The 25075-nt window shown below is 51.4% G+C and carries 23 protein-coding genes; 11 read left to right on the forward strand and 12 right to left on the reverse strand.

Features of this window, described 5'->3' with window-relative positions; all coding sequences use genetic code 11:
• The first annotated feature begins 7 nt into the window (after positions 1-7).
• The gene (locus tag AACU55_RS09875; protein WP_134706954.1) at positions 8-787 is read left to right on the forward strand and encodes a M48 family metallopeptidase; all 780 of its coding nucleotides are present in this window, start codon (positions 8-10) and stop codon (positions 785-787) included.
• A 26-nt stretch (positions 788-813) separates the two neighbouring features.
• The gene (locus tag AACU55_RS09880; protein ID WP_134706955.1) at positions 814-2196 is read left to right on the forward strand and encodes a DUF6880 family protein; all 1383 of its coding nucleotides are present in this window, start codon (positions 814-816) and stop codon (positions 2194-2196) included.
• Between the two features lie 32 nt (positions 2197-2228).
• Here the strand turns inward: AACU55_RS09880 and AACU55_RS09885 are convergent, their stop codons facing one another.
• Positions 2229-2885, reverse strand: a complete 657-nt coding sequence (locus AACU55_RS09885; protein ID WP_013573489.1) for a Qnr family pentapeptide repeat protein — start codon at positions 2883-2885, stop codon at positions 2229-2231.
• A 187-nt stretch (positions 2886-3072) separates the two neighbouring features.
• Between AACU55_RS09885 and dcp the strand changes: the two genes are divergently transcribed.
• The 3 genes from dcp (at position 3073) to AACU55_RS09900 (ending at position 7189) form a co-directional block, all read left to right on the forward strand.
• Entirely contained in the window at positions 3073-5226 is a 2154-nt protein-coding gene (dcp, locus tag AACU55_RS09890; RefSeq protein WP_134706956.1) for a peptidyl-dipeptidase Dcp, read from the forward strand.
• A gap of 137 nt (positions 5227-5363) precedes the next feature.
• Positions 5364-6422: a bifunctional transcriptional activator/DNA repair enzyme AdaA gene (locus tag AACU55_RS09895; protein ID WP_134706957.1), complete on the forward strand. Its 1059-nt coding sequence runs from the start codon at positions 5364-5366 to the stop codon at positions 6420-6422.
• 14 nt (positions 6423-6436) lie between these two features.
• On the forward strand, positions 6437-7189 hold the full coding sequence (locus AACU55_RS09900) for an isocitrate lyase/PEP mutase family protein (RefSeq protein ID WP_037033767.1): 753 nt from the start codon (positions 6437-6439) through the stop codon (positions 7187-7189).
• Here the strand turns inward: AACU55_RS09900 and AACU55_RS09905 are convergent.
• Both AACU55_RS09905 and AACU55_RS09910 read right to left on the reverse strand, forming a co-directional pair.
• Positions 7161-8375 carry an MFS transporter gene (locus AACU55_RS09905; RefSeq protein ID WP_134706958.1) on the reverse strand — a complete coding sequence of 405 codons (1215 nt, stop codon included), beginning with the start codon at positions 8373-8375 and terminating at the stop codon, positions 7161-7163. The two genes, AACU55_RS09900 and AACU55_RS09905, sit on opposite strands and share 29 nt — an antisense overlap.
• A 132-nt stretch (positions 8376-8507) precedes the next feature.
• Entirely contained in the window at positions 8508-9209 is a 702-nt protein-coding gene (locus tag AACU55_RS09910; protein WP_134706959.1) for a TetR/AcrR family transcriptional regulator, read from the reverse strand.
• An 84-nt stretch (positions 9210-9293) separates the two neighbouring features.
• Between AACU55_RS09910 and AACU55_RS09915 the strand changes: the two genes are divergently transcribed.
• A complete protein-coding gene (locus tag AACU55_RS09915) occupies positions 9294-10793 on the forward strand; it encodes an MDR family MFS transporter (protein WP_037033763.1) in 1500 nt (499 codons plus the stop codon).
• Between the two features lie 102 nt (positions 10794-10895).
• Complete coding sequence (locus tag AACU55_RS09920) at positions 10896-12743, forward strand: ABC transporter ATP-binding protein (protein WP_134706960.1); 1848 nt, start codon at positions 10896-10898, stop codon at positions 12741-12743.
• 9 nt (positions 12744-12752) lie between these two features.
• On the opposite strand, the gene AACU55_RS09925 is transcribed toward AACU55_RS09920, so the two are convergent.
• The gene (locus AACU55_RS09925) at positions 12753-13880 is read right to left on the reverse strand and encodes a GNAT family N-acetyltransferase (RefSeq protein ID WP_134706961.1); all 1128 of its coding nucleotides are present in this window, start codon (positions 13878-13880) and stop codon (positions 12753-12755) included.
• 163 nt (positions 13881-14043) lie between these two features.
• On the reverse strand, positions 14044-14679 hold the full coding sequence (locus AACU55_RS09930) for a carbonic anhydrase (protein WP_037033757.1): 636 nt from the start codon (positions 14677-14679) through the stop codon (positions 14044-14046).
• A 221-nt stretch (positions 14680-14900) separates the two neighbouring features.
• Between AACU55_RS09930 and msrA the strand changes: the two genes are divergently transcribed.
• Positions 14901-15443 carry a peptide-methionine (S)-S-oxide reductase MsrA gene (msrA, locus tag AACU55_RS09935; protein WP_013573501.1) on the forward strand — a complete coding sequence of 181 codons (543 nt, stop codon included), beginning with the start codon at positions 14901-14903 and terminating at the stop codon, positions 15441-15443.
• Between the two features lie 69 nt (positions 15444-15512).
• On the opposite strand, the gene AACU55_RS09940 is transcribed toward msrA, so the two are convergent.
• The 7 genes from AACU55_RS09940 to AACU55_RS09970 all read right to left on the reverse strand — a co-directional run bounded on the left by AACU55_RS09940 (position 15513) and on the right by AACU55_RS09970 (position 20014).
• Positions 15513-15695 carry a 4-oxalocrotonate tautomerase gene (locus AACU55_RS09940; protein WP_013573502.1) on the reverse strand — a complete coding sequence of 61 codons (183 nt, stop codon included), beginning with the start codon at positions 15693-15695 and terminating at the stop codon, positions 15513-15515.
• Positions 15696-15814: 119 nt separating this feature from the next.
• The gene (locus AACU55_RS09945) at positions 15815-16120 is read right to left on the reverse strand and encodes a hypothetical protein (RefSeq protein ID WP_013573503.1); all 306 of its coding nucleotides are present in this window, start codon (positions 16118-16120) and stop codon (positions 15815-15817) included.
• A gap of 20 nt (positions 16121-16140) precedes the next feature.
• Positions 16141-17406, reverse strand: coding sequence for a PTS sugar transporter subunit IIC (locus AACU55_RS09950; RefSeq protein ID WP_013573504.1), 1266 nt, complete (start codon positions 17404-17406; stop codon positions 16141-16143).
• A 72-nt stretch (positions 17407-17478) separates the two neighbouring features.
• Positions 17479-17781 (reverse strand): PTS sugar transporter subunit IIB, encoded by a 303-nt coding sequence (locus AACU55_RS09955; RefSeq protein WP_013573505.1) that lies wholly within the window; start codon positions 17779-17781, stop codon positions 17479-17481.
• Positions 17782-17839: 58 nt separating this feature from the next.
• Complete coding sequence (locus AACU55_RS09960) at positions 17840-18283, reverse strand: PTS sugar transporter subunit IIA (protein ID WP_013573506.1); 444 nt, start codon at positions 18281-18283, stop codon at positions 17840-17842.
• A 206-nt stretch (positions 18284-18489) separates the two neighbouring features.
• Positions 18490-19086, reverse strand: coding sequence for an AAA family ATPase (locus AACU55_RS09965; RefSeq protein WP_013573507.1), 597 nt, complete (start codon positions 19084-19086; stop codon positions 18490-18492).
• Positions 19079-20014, reverse strand: a complete 936-nt coding sequence (locus AACU55_RS09970; protein WP_013573508.1) for a tagatose-bisphosphate aldolase — start codon at positions 20012-20014, stop codon at positions 19079-19081. Before AACU55_RS09970 ends, AACU55_RS09965 begins: the two co-directional genes overlap by 8 nt.
• A 233-nt stretch (positions 20015-20247) precedes the next feature.
• On the opposite strand from AACU55_RS09970, the gene AACU55_RS09975 reads away from it, so the two are divergent.
• From AACU55_RS09975 to AACU55_RS09985, 3 genes are all read left to right on the forward strand, one after another.
• Positions 20248-21180 (forward strand): sugar-binding transcriptional regulator, encoded by a 933-nt coding sequence (locus tag AACU55_RS09975; protein ID WP_013573509.1) that lies wholly within the window; start codon positions 20248-20250, stop codon positions 21178-21180.
• Positions 21181-21731: 551 nt separating this feature from the next.
• Positions 21732-22100 (forward strand): hypothetical protein, encoded by a 369-nt coding sequence (locus tag AACU55_RS09980; RefSeq protein WP_134706962.1) that lies wholly within the window; start codon positions 21732-21734, stop codon positions 22098-22100.
• On the forward strand, positions 22097-25012 hold the full coding sequence (locus AACU55_RS09985; RefSeq protein ID WP_134706963.1) for an FKBP-type peptidyl-prolyl cis-trans isomerase N-terminal domain-containing protein: 2916 nt from the start codon (positions 22097-22099) through the stop codon (positions 25010-25012). The genes AACU55_RS09980 and AACU55_RS09985 overlap by 4 nt, the downstream gene beginning before the upstream one ends.
• Positions 25013-25075 lie beyond the last annotated feature (63 nt).

Here is a 25075-nt window from a genome sequence, read left to right on the forward strand (position 1 = left end):
GGGAAATATGAGCGTAAGAATTGCGGTTCCCCGGCCACGTAAATATTCGCCTGATCAGTGCTTTCACTATGGTGATGAACGCATTTGCTTTGAAATCAGCACCCGGCGCAGTCAGAAAAATAAGGTGCTGATTAAGGTGCATCCTGATTGCCGGGTGCAGGTGGCAGCGCCGGAAAACAGTTCCGATGAAGAAGTGCTCGGTGCGGTTAAAAAACGCGGACGCTGGATCTGGCAACAACTGCGGGATTTTCGCGCCCAGCAGGAGCATCTGACCGAACGGCAATATATCAGCGGTGAAAGCCATTATTATCTCGGCAAGCAATATATGCTGAAAATCCTGGTGGAGCCGGATGAGAAACCACGGGTCAAAATGCTGCGCGGTAAGCTTGAAATTACGGTGCGGGAAAAGAATCCCGAGCGCATCCGCGTTTTGCTCAATGAATGGTACAAAGACCGCGCTAAAGAAGTGTTTGCCCGAAGGCTGGAGGAGATGCTCGTTCAGGCGCTGTGGGTGAGTGAAAGACCGCCACTGCGCGTGCAAACCATGCAAACTCAGTGGGGCAGTTGTTCACCGCTGGGGCGTATTACCCTGAATCCCCACCTGGTCAAAGCGCCACGCGAAAGCATCGATTATGTGATTTTGCATGAATTGTGCCACCTGGCAGAGCATAACCATAGCGAGCAGTTTTACCGCCTGATGAAGCAGGTGATGCCGCATTGGGAGAAGGTAAAAACTCACCTTGATAGTATGGCGGCGGCGTTATTGAATGGCAGCCATCGGGTGTAATGATTTCTAATAGAGAAGGGATGCCAATGAAAGAATATAACAATTTAATCACGGATCTTGCTCTGCTCGAGAGTCATGTGTTGGCCAATTTTATTGCTTCACTCTACGGCGAAGACGAGATTTTGGATAAGAGAATAGAACGCCTTCTGCTCAAAAAAGATATCCCGGCATTATTTGAAACGCTTAAGAAAGAGATAAAATCATTGCGCCGGGGGCGGCATTATTACAGCTATTATGAAACCAGCGAGCTTGCAAATAAGATCTACGGTTTACAGAAAGATATTGAAAGTAGCGTAATGCCTGTCTCTCCCGATCAGGCTTTTCAATTGTTCAATGATTTACTCGCCACAGCGGAAAATTCGCTTAATCGGTGTGATGATTCTGATGGTTATATTGGCGATATTTATCGGGATATTTGTTTGTTATGGCTGAAGGCAGCTAGTCAGAGTGCTGTACCCGCTAAAGGCTGGATGCCGGTTGTCAGAAAATTAGTAGAAGATAACGAGTACGGCATTCTTGACCCGATTTTGCCTAATGCCTCAATGCTGTTGACTGAAGACGAGTTGCGACAACTGGCAGATTATTATGAAGATAAATTGCGCACTTCACTTAAAAAAAGAGATGAGGAAACATTTGATGATGGTATCTGGTCTGCGCATCTTCATGGCATCGCTGAGTCTTTAAAAGACCCCGCTTTGTTTATACAGACGACTCTGTTGCTCAGTCCTTCGCCTGATTACAGACAAAAGGAAAGCATTATCAGGTTCTGTATCCATTGTGGGGCTTACGATGAGGCCATGAAATGGTTGCAGGGTAAATGGGGTAATGACGACTGGGCTCGACCGGAAGCGACGCGGTTAGCGTTATTAGCCGATTGTTATCAGGCACTGGAGCAGCATGATAATTATCTGAAAACATTAATCGAATTGCTGGATGTTAAGCCTGATTATGCAAACTTACTGCGCACGCTTGCTTTGGTTTCAGATAATGAGGCGCAACAATTGCGCGATAAATTCATTATGTCAGTGCTCAAAGAGCCGGAGCTTTATGAACAGTTAAATCCATTATTAAAACTCCATGAATATGGAAAAGCTGAAGAACTGGCGATAAAAGGTATTCACGAAGTGGCTGAATGGCATTACACGCAGTTGCTTTCACTGCTGGATGACGTACCTGCAAATGAGCATATCCTGCGTGTTATTCTTTTTCGAAGCCTGACTGATGATATTTTAGCCGGGGGCAGAACTCAGGCTTATCATCATGCTGCCAGTTATTTGCAGCAGCTTGATCAGTTGGATAACGAAATCAAAACTTATTCTGCTTTACCTGATCACGCTGTTTATATGGGGAAAGTTAAAGAGAAGCATGGTCGTAAATACAGTTTTTGGGCGAAATACAATCCTCAATGAGACTATTTCAACTCCTTTCACTTCAACTCCTCTCACTTCGAATGAATCACTATCATCCCCAACTTTTCCAGCAAATGACTCTGCTGCCAGTCGTCGATTTTCACGCCATCGAGATCGACTTTACGGATATTCAGCTCACCCAGATCGGAGTTCGTCAGGTCGCAATGGGTAATGTTGACGTTATTCCAGTCGAACTCGGTGAATTCGCCGCCGGAAAGGTCGGAGCCGCTGAAGTTTGCGCCCTGCACGTTCGCGCCGGTCCAGCGGTTTTCCCATAACTCGCATTTCTCCAGAATGACTTTGCTGAAGTTCGCGTAGCTGAAGTTATTTTTGGTCATGAAGGCGCTGCAAAACCAGGTGCGTGAAGTGATCATATTCATAAAACTCGCGCCGCTGAAATCTGCGCCAGTGGCTTTGCATTCACGGATTTCACAGCCCAGCGCCTGAATGTTTTTGAAATCAGCCATCGTCAGATCACAGCGTTTAAAGCTGGCATCCTGCAATTTTGCATGCTGGAAAGAGCAGCCTTTTTGTTCCCCATCATCGTAAAACAGACAATCGACGAACGCTGTTTCCGACAGATCGGTGCTGTCAAAACGGCAGCGGTAAAAGCGGCAGTTCTCCAGTGTCTCGCCGGTAAACTGCTTCACGCTAAAACGCTGGTCACTGAAAGTCTGGTCTTTGATCATCGGATCCTCTGTCATCTTTTATGCCCTGCTAAGGCCGGTATCCTGACAGAAAAGTTTTATCGAAAATATGGAATCCGCCTCGTAATAACACGATTTACCTACGTTTGCCTTTTGCCGGATCGCTGAGTGAGGTCTATTCTCAATGACTTAACGGAGCACTTCTCTCACTCAGATAAGGAAGACTGGAATGCGTTTGTCATCTCTCTTTTTGGCAACCAGCCTGGCTGTCAGCCAGTTTGCAGGGGCTGCGGAAACCGCACAGCCCGCCACTCAGGAGCACGTCATGAATCACGCTATTAATGCCGATAACCCATTTCTGAAACCCAGCCCGCTGGAATATCAGGCGCCGCAATTTAATCTCTATAAGGACAGCGATTATGAACCGGCGATCCTCGAAGGCATCCGCCAGAAACTGGCTGAAGTCGATAAAATTGCCAGCGACAGCGCGCCGCCTACTTTTGAAAATACTTATGTGGCGCTGGAAAAATCCGGCGTCATGCTGCAACGCGTGCAAAACGTTTTTGGCGCGATGACCGGCGCGAATACCAACGATACGCTGCAAAAAATTGACGAAGATACCTCGCCAAAACTGGCGGCGATGGATGACAGCATTCATCTTAACAGCAAGCTGTTTGCGCGGCTGAAAGCGGTCTATGACCAGCGCAGCAGCCTGAAAATTTCCCCCGAATCACAGCGCCTGATTGAGGTGACTTTTAAGGATTTCGAGCTGTCAGGTGCCAATCTTTCGGATGCGGATAAAGACAAACTCAAAGCGCTGAATCAACAGGCGGCAACGCTCAGCACGCAGTTCACTAATAAATTGCTGGCCGCCACCAAAGCGGGCGGGCTGACGGTGAAAGATAAAGCGCAGCTTGCCGGGCTGAGTGACGCCGAATTATCGGCAGCCGCGCAGGCCGCCAAAGACCGCAAGCTGGATAATGCCTGGCTTCTGGTGTTGCAAAACACCACGCAGCAGCCGTTGTTACAGTCACTGGATGACCGCGACACGCGCCAGGCACTGTATGAGGCCTCAATCAATCGCGCTGAAAAAGGCGATGCCAACGACACCCGTGAGCTGATTGCGAAGCTGGCAAAAGTCCGCGCGCAGCAGGCTCAGGTGCTGGGTTTCCCGAGTTATGCCGCGTGGAAACTGGAAGATCAGATGGCGAAAACGCCGCAGGCTGCACTGGATTTCATGCACAAAATTGTGCCAGCCGCGACCGCCCGCGCGCAGCGTGAAGCGCAGGATATTCAGGCAGAAATCGATAAACAGAAGGGCGGCTTCAAAGTGACTGCCTGGGACTGGCAGCACTACGCCCAGCAGGTTCGTAAAGAGAAATATGATCTGGACGACGCGCAGATCAAACCCTATTTCGAGCTGAATAATGTGCTGGAAAACGGCGTGTTTTATGCCGCTAACCTGCTGTATGGCATCACCTTTAAAGAACGCAAAGACCTGCCGGTTTACAACCCTGACGTGCGGGTTTTTGAGGTGTTCGATAAAGACGGTAAATCGATGGCGCTGTTCTACGCCGATTATTATCAGCGCGATAATAAAGGCGGCGGCGCATGGATGAGCAACTACGTCGATCAGTCGAAATTGCTGGGCACGAAACCGGTGATTTACAACGTGGCGAATTTCCAGAAACCGGCGGCGGGGCAACCGGCGCTGCTGTCGTGGGACGACGTTATCACTATGTTCCACGAATTTGGTCACACGCTGCATGGCCTGTTTGCCGATCAGGAATATCCGGGTCTTTCCGGTACCGCGACGCCGCGTGATTTTGTCGAATTCCCGTCGCAGTTTAACGAGCACTGGGCGAGCGATCCGAAAGTGTTTACTCACTTCGCCAAACATTATCAGACCGGTGAAGTGATGCCGCAGGCTTTGCAGGACAAAATCGAGAAGGCCAGCAAATTCAACAAAGGCTATGACATGACCGAACTGCTGGCGGCTGCGTTACTGGATATGCACTGGCACAGCCTGAGCGCGGACGCACCGCAGCAGGATGTTGATAAGTTTGAAGCGGAGTCGCTGGTGAAAGATAAAGTGAATCTGGCGTATGTGCCGCCGCGCTACCGTTCCAGCTATTTCCAGCACATCTGGGGTAACGGCTATGCCGCCGGATATTACGCCTATCTGTGGACCGAAATGCTGGCCGATGATGCCTTTGCCGGTATCACTGAGCAGGGCGGGCTGACGCGGGAGAACGGTCAGAAATTCCGTGATCAGATCCTCTCACGCGGTAACAGCGAAGATCTGGAAAAACTCTACGAAACCTGGCGTGGCAAGGCTCCGTCAATTGAGCCGATGCTGAAAAACCGCGGACTGGAGGAGTAAAAATAGCCGTGCCCGGTATCACGCCGGGCACGGACACTCTTGCTGTGAATATTTAAAATCAACGCCCGAAAAACGTCGCTTCTCCCGCTGAAATTCCCCTATGCTTTTCCCCATGTTTCCGGTCTGCGAGTGAAATCATGCTGTTCGATTTACCTGACGATGATGTGCTTTATGCTGCGCTGATTGCCCGTGATCCGGCCTATGACGGCTTTGCTTTTGTCGGCGTCAAAAGCACCGGTATTTTTTGCCGCCTGACCTGCCCGGCACGAAAACCTAAGCGCGAGAACTCGGTATTTTATCCGTCGATGGTCAGCGCGATGGAAGCCGGATTCCGGCCCTGTAAACGCTGCCGGCCGCTGATGCAGGGCGGAGAAAAAGACCCGCTGGTGCTGAAATTGCTGGCTGCGCTGGAAAACGAGCCAGACAAAAAGTGGAGCGAGGGCGATGTGCAGGCGATGAACGTTGATCCTTCCACTGTCCGCCGCGCCTTTAAACGACAGTTTGGCATCACTTTTCTGGAAATGGCGCGCTTACGCAAAATCGGCAAGGGTGTCGATGCGCTGGCCGGGGGAGAGCCGGTAATTGATGCCCAACTGGATGCGAGTTTTGAATCCGGCAGCGGATTTCGAGCGGCGATCACCCGTCAAATCGGGCTGAACCCGAGCCAGGCCAGAAAGCATCAGTTTCTGAAGGCTGACTGGCTGGATACGCCGATCGGTTCCATGCTGGCGATCGCCAGCCACGACGCACTGTATCTGCTGGAGTTTATTGATCGTCCGGCATTACCTAATGAAATTGAGTGGCTGAAACAGCTGACGTCCTCTGAAATTATTTTTGGACGAACGCCGCTGATTGATCAGCTCGAACTGGAACTGGCGGCGTATTTCGCGGGTGAAAAGCACACATTTATCACGCCACTGGCGGAATTCGGTTCATTGTTTACCCGTAAAGTCTGGGATGCGCTCAGGGCTATTCCGGCGGGTGAACTGCGCAGTTACTCCGCGCTGGCGGCGGATATCGGGCAGGCCACGGCTTCCCGCGCAGTCGCCCGTGCCAACGGGGCTAACCAGATTTCAATCCTGATCCCTTGTCATCGCGTCATTGGTGCTGATGGTTCGCTGACCGGTTACGGCGGCGGATTATGGCGCAAGCGGTGGCTGATTGAACACGAACGAAGAATGGCGTTGAGCCGCTAAACGAGGAGCAGGGTATGAATCAGCAAAGTCGGGCACTGGCATTTTCACAACTTCACCAGAAGCACAATCCGGTCATTTTATACAACATCTGGGATGCGGGCAGCGCGCTGGCGGTGGCGCAGTCGGGGGCAAAAGCCATCGCTACCGGAAGCTGGTCGTGTGCGGCGGCGCAGGGGTATCAGGATGGCGAAGCCATGCCTTTTTCCAGCCTGTTACGGACGGTGCAACGCATTGCCTCTGTGATCAGTCTGCCGCTCACGGTGGATTTCGAGACCGGTTATGGTGCGGATCGCCGCGACAACCTGAGCGCACTTTTGCAGGCGGGTGTCGTGGGTATTAATGTTGAGGATCAGCAAATGGGATTATCCGCGCTGAACGGCGTCCGTGAACAATGCGAGATTCTGAACTCGCTTCGTCAGGTGGCGGAAACTCAGGGAATGGCGTTATTTATCAATGCGCGCACCGATGTCTTTTTACAGGAACCCGACGCCACGCGGCATCCGGTGCTGATGGCGGAAGCTAAAAAGCGGCTGACTGCCTATAAGGATGCGGGAGCCAGCGGTTTTTTTGCCCCCGGTTTGAGTGACCTGACACTGATTGCCGAACTCTGTGAGGTATCAGCGCTGCCGGTGAACATTATGGCCAGCAGCCTGACGCCGCCGCTGGCTGAACTCACTGCGGCGGGTGTCAGCCGGATAAGCTATGGCCCGCATCCTTATATCGGGCTGATGGAAACCCTTAAACAGCACGCGGCTGTGCTGTATTAGCCGCCAGACGGTGCCCCATCCAGAAGAACAGCAGACCGCCAACCGAGGCGGCAATCAGCGCGATAAACATCACCGGCGGGGCGGTGTAACTGAGCAGAAAACCACACATGACCGGGTTTATCGCGCCACCCAGATTGCTCAGGTTCTGCATGCCGTAATAGCTGCCCTTCATATTTTCCGGCGCGATAAAGTCGATAAACATGTATTCCACCGGGATAACAATCAGTTCGCCAAAGCTGAAAATCGCCATCGCGATCACCCAAAGCAACACTGATTGTCCGGCGGTCATAAAGCCGATCAGGCCGATGATGAAGAAAATCGTGCCGAGAAGCAGCCATTTCAGCAGGCTGTTTTGTTTCATCCGGCTGCTTAATACGTACTGGAAGGTGATAACAATCACGGCGTTGGTGATCATCACCACGCCGATGATTTTGTACGCAAAAGCGGCGTTTGAGACCAGAATCAGGTACTGAGAAAGATAACCGGCGAATTGCCCGAACACCACCGAACCCAGCGTGCTGCCCAGCGTGAAGTAAATCAGACGACGGTCATGGGCCAGAATGCTCAGTGTCTGGCGAAGGTTCGGTTTTGGCAGGGGTTTCTGTTCCTGTTCTGTTTGCGGCGGTTTATGCGGGATATTGCGCAATCCCCAGGTCAGGGAAATCACGGTACCGAGCGCCAGTACGCCGGAAATCACGAACGGCAGCAGCGGGCTGAAACCCGCCAGCCACACGCCCAGCGATGAGCCCACTGCCCAGCCGACATTCACCAGCGTGTAATTCATCGAAAATGCCTTCACCCTTTTTTCTACCGGCAACCAGCTGGCGATACAGGCTTTGAGCGTGATGCTGAGCAGGGCGTAAGCGGCATTGAGCAGCGCCAGTACCAGCAGCACGCCGGTCACATTCGGCAGAAACGGCAACAGTAAAAAGCTCAGCCCGAACAGGCTGATGGAGACGGTAATCAGCGTCCGGTGATTGAATTTATCCACCAGATAGCCGCCGTACAGACTACTGAGAATCCCGATTGCCAGGCTGGCACCGAGAATGATCCCGACGCTTTTGGGCAGCAGATGATAGTGCTCAGTCAGATAAATAGTGATAAACGGCAGTGTGACGCCACGTCCGATAGTGAGTACTAACGAACTGGCTAACAGCGCAAGAATTAATGGTGGCATTCCCTTCATGTTGAATAGCATTCCCTGAGTAACAGCAACATTTTCGTTACATCATAAAGGAGTCTGCACAGTATTTTTCATTACAAAAAAGAGGGATTTAAGAGAGTTGCACGGGATAACCCGCACAGGTCGTGGCCCGGCTTATAACTTCTGCGGCGCAACACCGTGGAACAGCAAAAGGGCGACGTGTTTACGCAACATATCGGGGGAAATGGGCGACGCGCCTTCCTGTCTCATTTTCATTGAGGCCATCGGGAACAGCGTCAGACCGAACAGGGAAATGAACAGCAATGCCGGATTGAGATCCGGATTCAGTTTTCCTTCCGCCTGCCAGCGGGTAATGCATTCCTGTACGATTTTGCGGTTTTTGTCGCCGTTACGTTCTTCCATGCGTTTTTTCAGCATACCGCTTTCGCTGATGACTTCCCGCACCCACAACGGTGCCACCCACGGGTATTTTTCTGCCGCATCAATCATGCACTGCGCCATATTAGTGATCGCCAGAAGCGGATCGTCGGCATGTGTTTGGAAAATATCAGTAAACCCGGCACGGACTGGCTGAAAACGTTCGTCGATCATCACGTCCAGCAGTTGTTCGCGGGTCTTGAAATAGTAATGCAGCATGGCAGTAGTGACGCCTGCTTCTTTGGCGATCATGCTCAGCGGCGTTTCGGCGATGCCGTATTGGGCAAACAGTTTCAGGGCGGCGTCCAGCAGCAGTTCACGCTTATCCGTTCCGGATTTTGCACTGCGCGGACGACCCGGACGACGCACGGGCGTGTTGGCTTCGTTTTGATCCTTTTGTGCGGATCCTGGCGTTTCTGAGATTTTTCTGTCTGCCATAAGGAGGGCGATCCATTGACCAGATGAATTTGATGCTTCAATATTAATTATACAGTTAATTAATTACAAGTCAGGATGTCATTCATGACGACAATAAATTCGGCACAGAGCGAGGCGGCGGAACAGAAGCCTTCGATAAAGCTGCTGTTCTCCGCGCTGATGCTGGTGATGCTGCTGGCCGCCCTCGACCAGACGATTGTGTCCACCGCGCTGCCGACTATCGTCAGCGAGCTCGGTGGCCTGGATCAGCTTTCGTGGGTGGTGACCTCTTATCTGCTGGCCTCCACCATTGTGGTGCCGCTGTACGGTAAGTTTGGTGATCTGCTCGGTCGCAAAATCGTGCTGCAAACGGCGATTATCGTGTTCCTGCTCGGTTCGGTATTGTGCGGACTGGCGCAGAACATGACGCAACTGATTCTGATGCGCGCCCTGCAGGGGCTGGGCGGCGGCGGGCTGATGGTGGTCAGTATGGCGGCGGTCGGCGATGTCATTCCGCCGTCCGAGCGTGGGAAATATCAGGGGCTGTTCGGCGGGGTATTTGGTCTGGCGACGGTTATCGGGCCGCTGATCGGTGGTTTTCTGGTTGAGCATATTTCCTGGCGCTGGATTTTTTACATCAATCTGCCGCTGGGGATTTTCGCCCTGCTGGTGATTGGTGTGGCGCTGAAATCGCAGACTGCACGCATCCGCCATGAAATCGATTTTCTCGGCGCGGGTTATCTCGCGGCCGCGCTGACCTGCATCATCTTGTTCACCAGCGAAGGTGGCACGGTGTATCAGTGGTCGGATCCGCAACTGTGGTGCATTCTGGCGTTCGGGCTGGTGACCCTTGGTGGCTTTATTTATGAAGAAACGCTGGCGGCCGAGCCGATCATTCCGCTGGGTCTGTTCCGCGACCGCACCTTCCTGCTCAGTTGCGCAATCAGTTTTATTATCGGCATGTCACTGATGGGGTCGATGACCTTCCTGCCGCTGTATCTGCAGGTGGTGAAAGGCTCGTCGCCGTCAGAAGCGGGGATGCAACTGCTGCCGCTGATGGGCGCATTGCTGTTCAGTTCGATCGTCAGCGGGCGTCTGATCAGCCGTATTGGTCGTTATCGTATTTTTCCGATTATCGGCACCTTACTGAGTTTCGCCGGTATGGTGCTGCTGGGCTTTCTGAAAGTCAGCACGCCGGTACATATGCTGTATCTCTACATCGGCGTGCTCGGTTTCGGCCTGGGGATGGTGATGCAGGTGCTGGTGCTGGCGGTACAAAACTCGGTATCGATGAAACAAATGGGCGTGGCGACCTCCGGTGTGACACTGTTTCGTTCGATTGGGGGTTCCATCGGCGTGGCAATGTTTGGGGCGATTTTCACCCACGTTCTGCGTGATCAACTGGTGGCGCTGATCCCCGAAGGTACGGTGCTTCCCCGCTCACTCAGCGCGCAGGCGGTGCAGGAATTACCGGCCGCCATCCGCGCTGATTATTTGCAGGCATTTGGCTCGGCGCTGCACTCGGTATATCTGATTGCCGCGTGCGTGATGGTGCTGGCGTTTGTCCTGTCGCTGCTGCAAAAAGATGCGGTGCTGAAGAAATAACCGGCCGCAATCCCGGCGATTTGCACTAAGCTTTCCCCTTTACGGCGTTGAAATGGCATGGAAACCAGCAACGCCGGCAGGGATATCATAAAGGGGATCGCTATGCTGTTTCGCCGTTTCGAGCGAATGATCGACATCTTCCGTGAGGCACCGGCTGCTGAGCCGCCGGATCAGGTTCTGCCTTTCTATCTTTATTATCTGCGTCAGGTCTGGCCGAGTTTCGCCGTTTTACTGGTGGTGGGACTGATCGGTGCGCTGATTGAGGTTTCGCTGTTCAGCTATCTCAGCCAGATTATCGACCTGACCAAAGACACACCGCCGGGCAGTTTTTTCACCGACCATATGGGCGAGCTTTTATGGATGGCGGCGGTGGCGATGATCCTGCGGCCGGTGTTTATCGGGTTGCATGATTTGCTGGTTCACCAGGCTATCAGCCCCGGCATGACCAGCATGATCCGCTGGCAGAATCATAAGTATGTCCTCAAACAGAGCCTGAACTTTTTCCAGAGCGATTTCGCCGGGCGCATTGCCCAGCGCATTATGCAGACCGGTAACTCGTTGCGCGATTCGGCGGTGCAGGCGGTGGATGCCATCTGGCATGTGGTGATTTACGCCGCCAGTGCGCTGTTCCTGTTTGCCGAGGCGGACTGGCGGCTGATGATCCCGCTGATTATCTGGATCTTCGGTTACGGCGTTTGCCTGCGTTATTTCGTGCCGCGTGTGAAACAACGCTCGGTGCAGTCATCGGAAGCGCGCTCAAAACTGATGGGCTGCATCGTCGACGGTTACACCAACATCACGACGCTGAAACTGTTTGCGCATACCGATCTCGAGCAAAAATACGCGCGCGAAGCGATTAGCGAACAGACCGAGAAAACCCAACTGGCAGGGCGTCTGGTCACCGGCATGGACGTGTCGGTCACCACGCTGAACGGGTTGCTGATTGTCAGCACCACCGGTCTGGCCTTGTGGCTGTGGACCCAGTCGCTGATAAGCGTCGGGGCTATCGCGCTGGCGACGGGTCTGGTTATTCGTATTGTGAATATGTCCGGCTGGATCATGTGGGTGGTGAACGGTATTTTCGAAAATATCGGCATGGTGCAGGACGGCCTGCACACCATTGCGCGGCCATTGACGGTAACGGATATCCCGCAGGCGAAAGCGCTGAAAGTCGATCGGGGGGCGATCCACTTTGATCACATTCAGTTTAATTACGGCAAAGAGAATTCCGGAGAAGGCGGCAGGGTGATCCCCAATCTGGATCTGGCAATCCGTCCCGGCGAGAAGATCGGCCTGATCGGGCCTTCCGGCGCGGGGAAATCCACGCTGGTGAATCTGCTGCTGCGTCTGTATGACATCGACAGCGGTCGCATTCTGATTGATCAGCAAAATATTGCCGACGTCACGCAGGAAAGCCTGCGCGCGCAAATCGGTATGATCACCCAGGACACCTCGCTGCTACATCGTTCCATCCGCGATAACCTGCTGTACGGCAGGCCGGGCGCGACGGAAGAGGCGTTGCAACTGGCAATTCGTCAGGCGCGTGCCGATGAATTCATTCCGCAACTTTATGATTCGCTGGGCCGTACCGGGCTGGATGCGCATGTCGGTGAGCGCGGCGTCAAACTTTCCGGCGGCCAGCGTCAGCGTATTGCGATTGCCCGCGTATTACTGAAAAACGCACCGATCCTGATCATGGATGAAGCCACGTCGGCGCTGGATTCCGAAGTGGAAGCGGCGATTCAGGAGAGTCTGGAGACGCTGATGGGCGGTAAAACGGTGATTGCCATTGCGCACCGCTTATCGACGATTGCCAAAATGGACCGCCTGGTGGTGCTGGAAAAAGGGCAGATTGTTGAGACGGGCAATCACGCCGAGCTGCTGGCGCACGGCGGGCTTTATGCGCGCTTGTGGCAACACCAGACCGGTGGATTTGTCGGCATGGATTAGGGCCCGAACTTAACAGACGTCGTGCCGGTAGGGCAGCACTTCGCGGGCTTCGTCCGCCCAGCGCTGCACGGCGGCACGCTCTTCCACTAAAAAATCTTCCACGGCGTCACGCAAACCCGGATGCCGTAAATAGTGCCATGAGTCGGTGATCACCGGCTCAAAGCCACGCAGGAGTTTGTGTTCGCCCTGTGCGCCCGCATCAAACCGTTTGAGGCCGCTGGCAATCGCATATTCCATTCCCTGATAAAAACAGGTTTCAAAATGCAGCCGGTCGAATTCCGCCACGCATCCCCAGTAGCGGCCATAAAACGTATCACCGCTGATTAAACTGAACGCCATGGCGACATCACGGCCATTTTGCTGCGCGAATACCACGCGGATCGCCTCCGGCATTCTTTCCGCCAGCAGGCTGAAAAATGTGCGGGTCAGATACGGTGACTGGCCGCGTACCGCATAGGTATTGCTGTAGCAGGCATAAACGAAATCCCATTGCGCTTCAGTCACCTGCGCGCCTTTCAGCCAGACAAAATCAATGCCCTGCGCGGCCACCTGTTCGCGCTCTTTGCGAAACTGTTTACGCTTGCGCGACGTGAGCGCGTCGAGGTAATCCTGAAAATCGCGATAACCGCGGTTCTGCCAGTGATATTGCAGGCCCTGCCGGTGCTGCCAGACGGGTTCCGCCCCGATAATCCGGTTGGCGCGTTCATCGGTAAAATTGATGTGTGCGCCGGTCAGGCCATTTTCTTGCAGAAAATCCGGCAGTGCCTGCAACAGACTGATCGCCGCCGGTTCATCGCCCAGCAGCCGTGCGCCGGTCACCGGGCTGAACGGCACCGCGCCCAGCCATTTCGGGTAATAGGCAATACCTGAACGCTGGCAGGCATCCGCCCAGCCCTGATCAAACACGTATTCACCGTAAGAATGGCGTTTGCGATAGCCGGGAATGGCGGCGCGGATTTCCCCGTTTTCCTGCCAGAGAAGATGCTGCGGATGCCAGCCGGAATGCGGGCCGAGGCTGCCGCTGTCTTCCAGCGCGGATAAAAATGCATAGCTGAGGAAAGGCTGCTGCGCAGGCACCAGCGCATCCCACTGTGCGGCTGGCAAATCAGCCAGACGGTTTAACGTGATAACAGGCATCAATTATTCTCGCTGTGGCGTAAAAGAGAAATCAGTTAACTGTCGTGCAGGCAGGGGGATATTACGGCAGAGGTTAGGATAACAATATAATAAGACTTAAGTCGCTGATTTATCATCCGGAACATTATTTAAAAATGTTCCGGATGTTTTATTTAGCTGGCAATTAACTGGCGCGTACTTCCGGGTTATCGGACAGCGAAATAAAGGTTCCGCTTTTCGCATCAAAGGCTTCGATGCAACCCGATTCAATATCATACACCCAGCCGTGCAAGGTAATTTCCCCTTTCGCCAGGGCGACCGCTACGCAAGGATGCGTGCGCAGGTTACTCAGCTGGGCCACGACGTTCTGGTGCACCATACCGTTGACGCGTGCCTCAGGGTTTTCGTGTTCGACGGATTCATTGATGGCTTTTGCGGCATCGGAATAACGCAGCCAGTGTGCGACCGCTGGCATGTGATCCAGACAGGTGCAGTTGGCAATCGCGCTCATTGCGCCGCAGTTGGAGTGCCCGCAGATGACGATATCTTTTACGCCCAGCGCCATGACGGCGTACTCCACCGTGGCGGAAACGCCGCCCGGTTCCGGCCCGAATGGCGGCACAATATTACCGGCATTACGGATAACAAACAGTTCGCCCGGTTCACGCTGTGTGACTAATTCCGGCACTAACCGGCTGTCAGAACAGGATATAAACAGGGTCTTAGGATTTTGGTTTAACGCCAGTTCTTTGAATAACTTAGAACGCTGTGGAAACGCCTCTTTCTGGAATCTGAGGAAACCTTCAATGACATCTTTCATAGGGGGAATTCCATGTATTTCAATGCCAGTGAGTCTGCCACGAAAAAAAAGTCAGATCAATCAGACACAATATCAACACTATTTACAGGGAAATAAGCAGGCACAAAATAATATCATTTACCGGCGATAAGAATTTCACATTCTGTTTTTTTAATGCCATACCTTTATCTCAGCATTATTCGTCCCCATATTTCCTCTACCCCCTCAGTGAAGGAGTCTGTATGACAATCGAATACGCTATTTTCGGTGGCGGCTGTTTCTGGTGTACAGAAGCGGTGTTCAAAGACGTCATTGGCGTGGAGTCGGTGGAAAGCGTCTACACCGGCGGGCGTCGCCCGAACCCAAATTATGAGCAGGTCTGTACCGGCACGACCGGTCATGCGGAAGCCATCCGCGTGGGGTTTGACCCGGAAAAACTGACTTACGGCGATTTGCTGGATATTCACTTTGTGACGCACGATCCGACCCAGCTTAACCGCCAGGGGAATGACGTCGGCACGCAATACCGTTCGGCGATTTTCCCGGCCAATGAACAGCAAAAAGCAGAGGCGGAAGCGGCGATACTGCGCGCGCAGCACGATCACAGTGATCCGATTGTGACCAGCATCGAACCACTCGGCGAAGTGTATGTGGCCGAAGGCTATCACCAGAATTACTGGGATGGTGCGGGGCAGCAGAACCGTTATTGCATGGCGGTGATCCCGCCGAAACTGCAAAAGTTGCGCAAGAGTTTTGCGCAGCGGACGAAATCGTTACAGCAGTAAAAACACCCTTATCCGTTGCTCAGCCAGCACATTAATGCGTGCTGGCTGACGACGATTCATCTCCGCCTGTTATTCTTCCGGCAACACTCCCCCTTTTGCCCAATGTGATTTCGGTATTTCAGTGATCACTACATCCACACTTTCAGGTTTACATTTCAGGGTTTCTGCTGCCAGGCGGGTCACTTCGCGGACAAAGTCACGTTTTTGTTCGGGGGTACGGCCAGGAAACATTTCCAGACGGATCATCGGCATAGTAAATCCTTAGTGATTAGGCCCTCACGGCGGGGGCAGCCTCTATTCTACGTAAGGATTGGGAAGAATAAAGACGTGCAAAACAAAAGCCAGAACCTCTGTTCTGGCTTTTAATTGCTTCAGAATCCGTAGCGGATTGCATCCTTACTTTGCTGCATCAGTGCATCGATTTTTTCGGAAAATCGCTCCAGCCCTTTGCCGTCACCGGCTTCAGAGCACTGCCGCCGTCGCGCATTGTAGGCTTTCATCAGCTGTGCCTGCGCAAAACCCGGCTTGCCGTAACAGGCCATGCTTTGCTCCCAGCAGGCAATGGCCGCGTCCAGATCCTGCTGTTCCTGATACTGTTTTCCCAGCTCATTCAGCGCTTTCGCCGACTCCTGCGGCGGCAATTGCTGCGCCAGAATTTGCTCAATGCGTGTGTCCATAACCATGACCTCCGGCTTGCTTAGTGGAAGAAGTTGAGAATATGGCCGAATACCAGCCCGACGCTGATCACGTCTGAGTCACTGAATGTCACGTTCGAGAAGCCGAACTTGCCCAGCAGCGGCAGCAACAGCGCAGGCAGCAGGGTGATAAACAGGCCGTGGAAGATACCGCCGATAATCGCGCCGCGTCGTCCGCCGACTGCATTGCCGAAGATTCCCGCCGTGCCGCCCGCGAAGAAGTTGGTCAGCATGCCCGGTAAAATCATCGCCAGCCCGAGACTCGGGAACAGGAACATACCGATGATGGAGCCAATGGTGGTAGAGATGAAACCGATAATGACGGCGTTCGGTGCGTACGGGAAAAGCACCGGACAATCGAGTGCCGGAATGGCATTCGGGACGATGCGCAGGGCGATGCCGCGAAATGCCGGTACGATTTCCGCCAGCAACAGGCGCACACCCGACAGCAGAACGTAAACACCGACCACAAACTGAATGGATTGCAGGAACGAATAGACCAGATAATTAACGCTGTTGGCGTAAGGCGCGACGACTTCCGGGCCTGCGGCAATCGCCGGGATCAGGTAAATCGGGATCATCACCACCATCATCGACAGGTAGGTGTCCTGCAGGAACGAGAAAGATTGCGGCAGCTCGAAATCTTCGGTGCTTTTACTGACATCGCCGGTGATTTTCGCCACGCCTGCCTGCACGATATAGCCGATGGTGCAAAAATGGCCGAGTGCAATATCATCGGACCCGGTGATTTTACGCACAATCGGCTGAGCCAGCACCGGCATCCCGACGGCCATGACGCCCGCAATAATGCCGCCAGTCAGGATCAGTTCCGTGCCGCGCAAGCCGCCCATATAACCGATAACAGAACACACCGTGGCCATCCACAGCGATGCTTGTCCGGTGAGAAAGATATATTTGAAACGGGTCAGGCGGGCAATCAGGATATTAACGATAAACGCCAGGACCATAATTAATGCGGTTTCACGGCCGAGAGTTTGTTGTGCGATACCGGCAATAGAACCGACGTCGGTAACAATCCCGCGCATATGAAACCCTTTCTGGAATATTTCACCCAGAAAGGTCAGGGCATTAACAATAATGCTGGCCCCGGAAAGCAGAACCAGAAAACCCAGCAGCGTTTTTAATGTACCGGTAATGATCTGGCCGGTGCTTTTCTTTAATGCGATCAGACCAATCATGGCGATCAGTGAGATTAAAATTGATGCCTGGCCTAATACATCATTGACAATAAAGTGAAGGAAAGACATAAGCGTCCCCTGTAGAGTTCACGGTAATTGTTTTATCGATTTATAAGTATTGTGAATTGAGTGGGTCTGTTATTAAGTGGCTAGGTGACCCATCTCCTGAAGAATAGGCGTCAGCTTGCTCTTTATTTCATTTTTATCGACCAGTCTTTTCAGGTAAATAATATTGGCGTTGATGGTGTAATGCTGGAATTGCGATCTGAAATTTTCGCCGGTCATAATAATATCGGCTCTTGAAGACGTGGCGCTTGAAATATCACAATGTGATAAATCGGCTTCCACACCCAGATCCTTCAGTGCCGCTTCGATACTCATTTCACAGGCAAAACTGCTGCCCAGACCCGCACCGCATACCGCCAGGATTGATAGCTTTTTCATCATTTTTCCTTACGTTCTTTGTAGGTGTTCATAAAGGGTTATCTTTTTCACTTCACGTCTAAAACTGTCGGATAATCTCTAATGCTTCCTGCTTGTTTTTACTGCGTTTTAATCGTTCCGCTGCCTCGTCATCGCAGAACAGATGGGAAAGGCTGGCAATCATTTCGATGTGTGAATGGCTGTCCACCGCGGCCAGCGCGAAGATAACGTAAACCGGATCATTATCTTCACTGCCAAACTCAACGCCTTCTGAAACAATGACCAAAGACAGTGCCGTTCGGTTAACCCCTTCTTCCGGCCGGGCGTGCGGCATCGCAATACCTTCGCCCAAAACATAATAAGGCCCGATTTCCCGGTGCATATCATATATAGCCTGAAGATAACGACTTTCCGCTGCGCCCGAATCAATTAATGGTTGCACGGCAAATGCCACGGCACTTTTCCAGTCATCTATTTTGCTAATGATTTGCGTGTTGTTTTCATTAATCCAGTCGCTTAACATAATACCTCTTCATATGAATAGGGTCTTTTCTCAGTATGATATTTAATTAAAATAAAAACTGTGATCTATCCAATCCTATTAGCCATCAATGAAAGATAATAATTTCAAAAGACCTGAAAGAATGAATGATAGTAGAGGTTTAACAAGGTCCTGATATCAGAATTAACTTACTTTTTCAGTAAATGAATATTTCCTCCGCTCAGTATTTATTGAATTTGCGTATTGAATGAATTGATTATCCACGCATGAATATCAACAATATTTACAGGCTTATTTTGGCCGATAACATTCTGGTCAACAGAATAAACTGGTCCCGGGGTTATTGGTCGTGCTTTTCCTGCGAGAATTTTTAATTCGGGAATATATTCTGCCCCGACATGTCCCGGTAAACGTTCGCCCAGCCGTGAGGAAAATCGTTCGGCCGCCAGTTCAGCATCAATCTGGCACCAGATTTCCACCACCTGCGATATGCCCGCCCGTTGCAGATAATCCTGCAATACCTCTTTGGGCTGAAAACCAAACCAGGCATCGACAATAAAGGTGCTGCCTTCGGGCGCGCCGCCGATGATGTCCCAGATAACCTGATAACTTGCCAGCCCGAGTACGCGGTTAAAAGGGCGGTCAACATTCTCTAATCGCTGAAGAAACGGATTTTTAATGCCATCAAGCGACAGTTGCAGCCAGCCGCTGTATGCAGAAAGCTCAACGGCGAGCCGGCTTTTACCTGACGCCGGGATCCCGTTCACCAGGATGACGCGTTTGCCGGTTGAGCCATTTCGTGAGGCATTTCTGTTTTCAGACATGTTCCACCTGTTGTGTCTGGTTGTGTGACGGTGCATGGAAATACTGTTCAATGACGGCCTGAAGTTCGTTCAGACGCGGTACCGCCAGCGATTCAAGACGGGATTTCGTCGCGTTGCGGTCCAGTGAGATGCAGTCTTTCCATAATGAACGGCCTGCGATAACGCCTGATGCGCCTTCGCTCATGGCATCTGCCACTTGTTTGAGGAAGGTGGAATGGTCAACCCCGGCAGAAAGTACGGCCCACGGCACGTCGCCAGCGAGTTTTGTGATGTCAGCACAGGCTTGTTTTGAGCCAGGATAAGGCAGTTTCAGCACCTTCGCGCCGCATTCCAGACAAATCTTGGTGCCGCCATAAATCAGAGACGGGACTTTTTCTTTATATTCTTCCTCGGTTTCGTTGTCGAGTTTATAGGTCAGAAACTCCACCACCAGCAGCAGGTCTTCGCGGGCGAAATCCTCAATGCTCTGGCGCAGAATATCAATGTTATGACGGTTTGCCGCTTCCTGGTCTGAACGCAGATACACCATGATTTTGCCGCCGGTCGCACCGAGTTCACGCACACGACGTGCATCGACATTCTCCACCAGCCGTGACAGTCGGTAGCCTTCCGGCGAACTGTCCCAGCCCGACGCATCCAGGCCAATCAGCAGCGCGGTGTCGCGGGCAATAATGCCGTTGTCCACCAGTTGCGGAACGGCACAGACCGGATCGACCAGTACGCAGGAGGCTTTGCTGGCAAGATATTGCGTGATGTCGGCTTTAATCAGCCCGAGTTCGTGTTCTGAAATGGCAGATTGCTGTTGCGGGTCGCTGGCGAGCAGGCTGCGCATGGCACCGCGCTGGTCACAGGCGATCACCAGCATCGCGCCATTTTTGCCGCAAATCTGCTGGTAGCTGCGTAGTTCTGAGGTAGACATCTTTGACATGGAACTCTCCTTTGCGTGAAATTTATTACAGATTAAAAAATCTCGATTACACTGGACGTTCTGTCTTTCCCCCCTGAAAAAACGGGGCGGAAAATCGCGTAACATGCCGTATTACAAGGGTTGAAGCCCGATCCGGCACATTGCATTTTTACAGGTGTTGCGCAATAATCCCTCAATCGACGATTTGAGTGTAATTCATTACTGAAAGGAATTTCAAGCTGAAAGAGCCAATTTTGCAAGATATTGCAGCAACGCGTGCCATGATGCATCTGGTGGCGAAGCTGCATTACGAGTCTGATATGTCTCAGGTGGAGATTGCACGCAAGCTGGATGTGTCGACGGCAACCATTTCCCGGTTGTTGAATAAAGCCCGCGCGGCGGGGATTGTGCGCATCGAAGTGGTGGGATTATCGTCACCGGAAGACATGACGGCAGACCTGATAAAACGTCTCGGGCTGAAACATGCGTATGTTGTGGATGCACCGCCGGGTAATGTGCTCGGCGCGCTGGCGACGCCGCTGGCTTCTCTTTTACAGGAAGCCGGTTTAGGCGCGGGATCGGTGCTCGGTATTGGCTGGGGAAGAGCAGTGCGCGAAGTCACGCTGGCCGGTATGCCCCGTTTGCCGGGGATCATGACCGTGGCGCTCAACGGCGGGATGCAACAATCTGCGCCGCATTTTCAGATAACCGAGTTCGTGCGCCGTGCGGCAGAACAGATGGAAGGCACACCCTATTTTCTTCATGCCCCTTATCTTTCTTCGGCGGAACTGCGTGATGCGTTTCTCTCGGACCCGAGCGTGCAGGAAATCATTTCACTGTGGGACAAACTCGATGCGGCGATTGTCGGTGTGGGTCTGACGCATACCCCGAAACCGAGTGAATCCACTACCGCGACGCCCGGTGAACAGGCATTGAGCGATGCCGCAGGCGATGTGCTGCGCCATTACTTCACGGGAACCGGCGAGTTATTGCACTGGGAAGGCGAGGAGCGAATGATTGCGGCCTCGGTTGAACAGCTACGCAATACGCCGCTGACCATCGGCGTGGCGGCAACGCCGGAAAAAGCGGCAGGAATTATCGGTGCCGTGCGTTCAGGCATGATTAATTCATTAGTGACAGACGTGAATACCGCACAGGCGATTCTGGATAAACTGCCGGTGGTCTGACGCCTGCTTGCTTAAAAGCAGTGCTTAAAAAATATGCAGAAACGAAAAGGCATTCCTTTGCGGGAATGCCTTTTCGTTTCTGCATCTATGCTATCACACCGCACCGTCGGAAATACCGTGCCCTGATGAGCACTGCAGTTTCCCCGTAGTATGATTGATTTTCTTGTTGAACGTTTGGATGCAGGGAAGGTGGTTTGAAAATTAAAGCTACCAATAATCCTAATCGTGATTGAGGAGCATTCCGTTTTATCCAGAAATGTTAATTGATATTTGAGGATTTCGCGGGATTTCTGAAAAATAAATAATGATATATGTCAATTTTCACAAATTATTTATCCATTAAGACATCGTTACAACGACGAATTATTTTCTTTTACACATAAAAAAGAAAAGTTTTCTTCATTTTTATTAATTTAACTTATTGATTTTATTTTGTTTTTATTTTATGTGGTGTTTGCTAAATGATCATTTCAGTAAAAGTGGGTGTTCCACGGGGTACTTTGCTGGGAAAATAATGTGTTCTAGCAGTAAAACCCTACAGGATAATCCCCATGAATAAGCCTTGCTTAATGTCTTTGACTCTCATTGCGTTAATCACATTGACTGCTTGTAGCACTAAAAATAATGTGGCTACGATAAAAGAGGTATCAGTAAATAAAAGCTCGAATAATACGTGCGTCAATGAATTCAAAGCATTGCAACGTCTCTCTCCTCACGATTTTGATCTATATCAGAAGCAGTTTAATCAACTGACAAAATCTTATGATGTCTATAAAACCAATAAAGGTTTGATAAATAAAGATGCTCAGGAGATCCTGAACATAGAGCTGGATTCTAAATTAAAACTTATCTGCGCAAGAGTTAAAGGGGCGGCCTTTAAGAGCATGGACGAGCGCTCTCAGGAAGTGAATAAAATATGATGGCGCGAGTGAAGTCTTTCTTCTTAATTCTGCTCCTGATCAATATACAGGGAGCCCATGCTGAAGAACCGGTGGATGCTAACCTGGGTCTTTTGGATCAGTTGCAGAGTGAAAATTTAATTTCTGCTCCAGAACCGTCTGTTTTTGCGGAAAAAGATAAGACTTCCTCTCCGCTGATCCAGCCTCCAAAAAATATCGTCGTGCCGAAAGCCCTTGTTGAAAAACCGGTAGCGCAAAAACCGCGACCTAAACCGACGCCAGCGCCAGTCAGGAAAGCCCCTAAAGCGCTTCAGCCTGCGAGCACTCAGTCTGCACCTGCGGTGCCTGCCACTGCGAATGTCAGCGACACCCAGAAAAAGGCCAATGAGCAGCTCAAAAAATCCCTTGAGACAGCAAAATCCACGGCAGAAAAATCCCGTGATCAATACGCGGCTTTGCAAAAATCTTATGCGGATACACAAAAAGAAAATCAACAACTCCAAACGCAGATCGCGGCGTTAAAAGCCAAACCTGTGGTCATCCCGCCGTCGGCAGATCAAAAACTTGCGCAGAAAAAAACGCAGGATGAACTGAAAAAACTGCAAAATTCGCTGAAAAATACACAACAAGAAAACCAGCAGATTACCACTCAGTTGCAGAAGCTAAAGAGCAGCCAGAAACACGCTGAAAGTCTGACGGAAAAACTTTCCGTGGCGCAGACGGCGACAAAAAAATACCAGGACGAAGTGGCAGATATTCAGCAATCTTTGAAAAAGACTATGGGTGAAAATGCCCGGTTGAAAGCACAGTTAACCGCATTCAAAACCAGTCAGGACGGCTCAGTCAAAAAATCCTCCGAACAGGTAGCTGCCTCTCAATTGGCGACTAAAAAAGCCCAGAAAGAATTCGCTGCTCTGGAGGCGAGCTTTAAAAAATTAAGCAGTGAGAATACACAGCTCAAAACGCAACTCGATACCGTGAAAAAGCAATCCTCGGCACGCATCGAACAACTGGTCTCATCCGAACACGCTAACGGTAAATCTCTGGCAGAATTCGCAGTGCTGAATGCGACATTACAGCAGGCGACAGAAGAAAATCATAAGCTTAAAACGCAGTTTGAGACACTACAAAAGCAGTCGACTGCACAGGCCGATAAATTGCAGGCTTTACAAAGCACGGGCAATAAATCTCAGGCTAATGTGGTTGAGTTGCAGACGACGGCAAAACAAGCTGCTGCTGAAAATGTTCAACTGAAAACGCAGCTGGCCAGCCTGCAAAAGCAAGGCGCCAGCCAGAATGAAAAAATAGCGTTCGCTGTCGAGGCCAATAACAAATCCCTCAATGAAAATCAGCTACTGCAAAAGTCCCTTAAACAGGCCACTGATGAGAATGCGCAATTGAAATCGCAGCTTGCAGACTTGCAGAAACAGGATGCTGTACGTAATGACAAACTGTCAGTTTCAGATGCTGTGAATAAGAAATCTCAGGCTGACTACGTGGCTTTGCAGAAAACCCTCAAACAGGCGACCGATGAAAATGCCGGGTTGAAAAACCAACTGGCGGCATCGCAAAAAGAAACTGCTGCGCAGACCGGAAAATTGTCAGTGTCAGAGACGGCGGTTAAAAAATCTCAGGCCGACTATGTCGCTCTGCAGAAAATCCTGAAACAGGCCGCTGATGAGAATGTGCAAATGAAAACTCAATTGGCAGACTTGCAAAAACAGGGCACCGCACAGAATGGCAAACTGTCCGTGTATGAGGCGACCATCAAAAAGTCACAGGCTGACTATCTGGTCTTGCAGAAAAGCGTGAAACAAGCCGCTGATGAAAATGCGCAAATGAAAACCCAACTGGCGGAGTTGCAGAAACAAGGCGCGGCACAAAATGAAAAGTTGTCCGTTTCACAAGCCGCCAATAAGAAATCTCAGGCAGATTATCTGGCCTTGCAGAAAACCCTGAAACAAGCCACGGATGATAAAGCGCAACTGAGTACTCAACTGGCAGATTTGCAGAAACAGAGCGCAGCGCAGGCGGAAAAACTGGTGGCGTCTGAGGCCGCGAACAAAAAGTCGCAAAGTGATTATCAGGCGTCACAAACGGCATTATCAAAATCTTCTGAGGATGTGAAACGTCTGACAGCCCAGCTCAGCGAGAGTCAGCTGGCGGCGACCAAAGTCACTGAAGAAAAAAATAAGCTGACAGCCGAACTGGATAAAACGAAGAAAGACCTGGCCTCACACAGTATTGCTGCCGTGACGCAATCTGGCGGAGAGTTGATCAGTGATGCAGAACTTAAAACGTTGCAGGCGAAAGAAAGCAAGAAAACCGGGCGTTCTTATTCTGTCGGGTATTTGCTGGGGCAGGCAGCGAATTCAAAAATCGAGCAGGTGGTATCCGCCGGTGAGAAAATTGATCGCAATGTGATTGTTAAAGGCTTTGTTGACCGGATGAATGAGCTGTCCAGCATGTCGACTGAAGACATGCGGGAGTCGCTGAACAGTCTGGACAGTGATATCCGCTCTCGTCAGGAAAAGCAAAAAACGTCAAATGTAGAGAATAACCAGAAAATCCTCGATAAAGCGGGCAAGGCTAAAGGCGCGGTGAAAGCCAAGTCTGGCTTTATTTACCAGATTACTAAGCCAGGTTCTGCAACTAAAGTGACGATGGATAAGGGCATTCGTTTGCAGATTATTGAGACGTTGGGCGACGGTAAAGTCATTGCCAGCGAAAAAGACAATAATGTGATCAGCGCGTCCGTAACGGAAATCCCGGCAGTGCTTCAGGAAGTCGTGCTGAAGCTGGGTTTGCAAGGCGAAGCGACACTGTATATTCCACCTGAACTGGCGTATGGCAAAGACGGCATTCCGGGTAAAATTCCGCCGAATTCACTTTCCATCATGAATATCAAAATATTAGGTATGAAAGACAAGTAAGAGTGGCCGCATAAAAAAAGGCAGGCGATCGTCAGATCACCTGCCTTTTTTATTTCTGCGGCC

This window comes from Rahnella sp. CJA17(1/100) (assembly GCF_963881615.1).
GTDB lineage: Bacteria > Pseudomonadota > Gammaproteobacteria > Enterobacterales > Enterobacteriaceae > Rahnella > Rahnella aceris.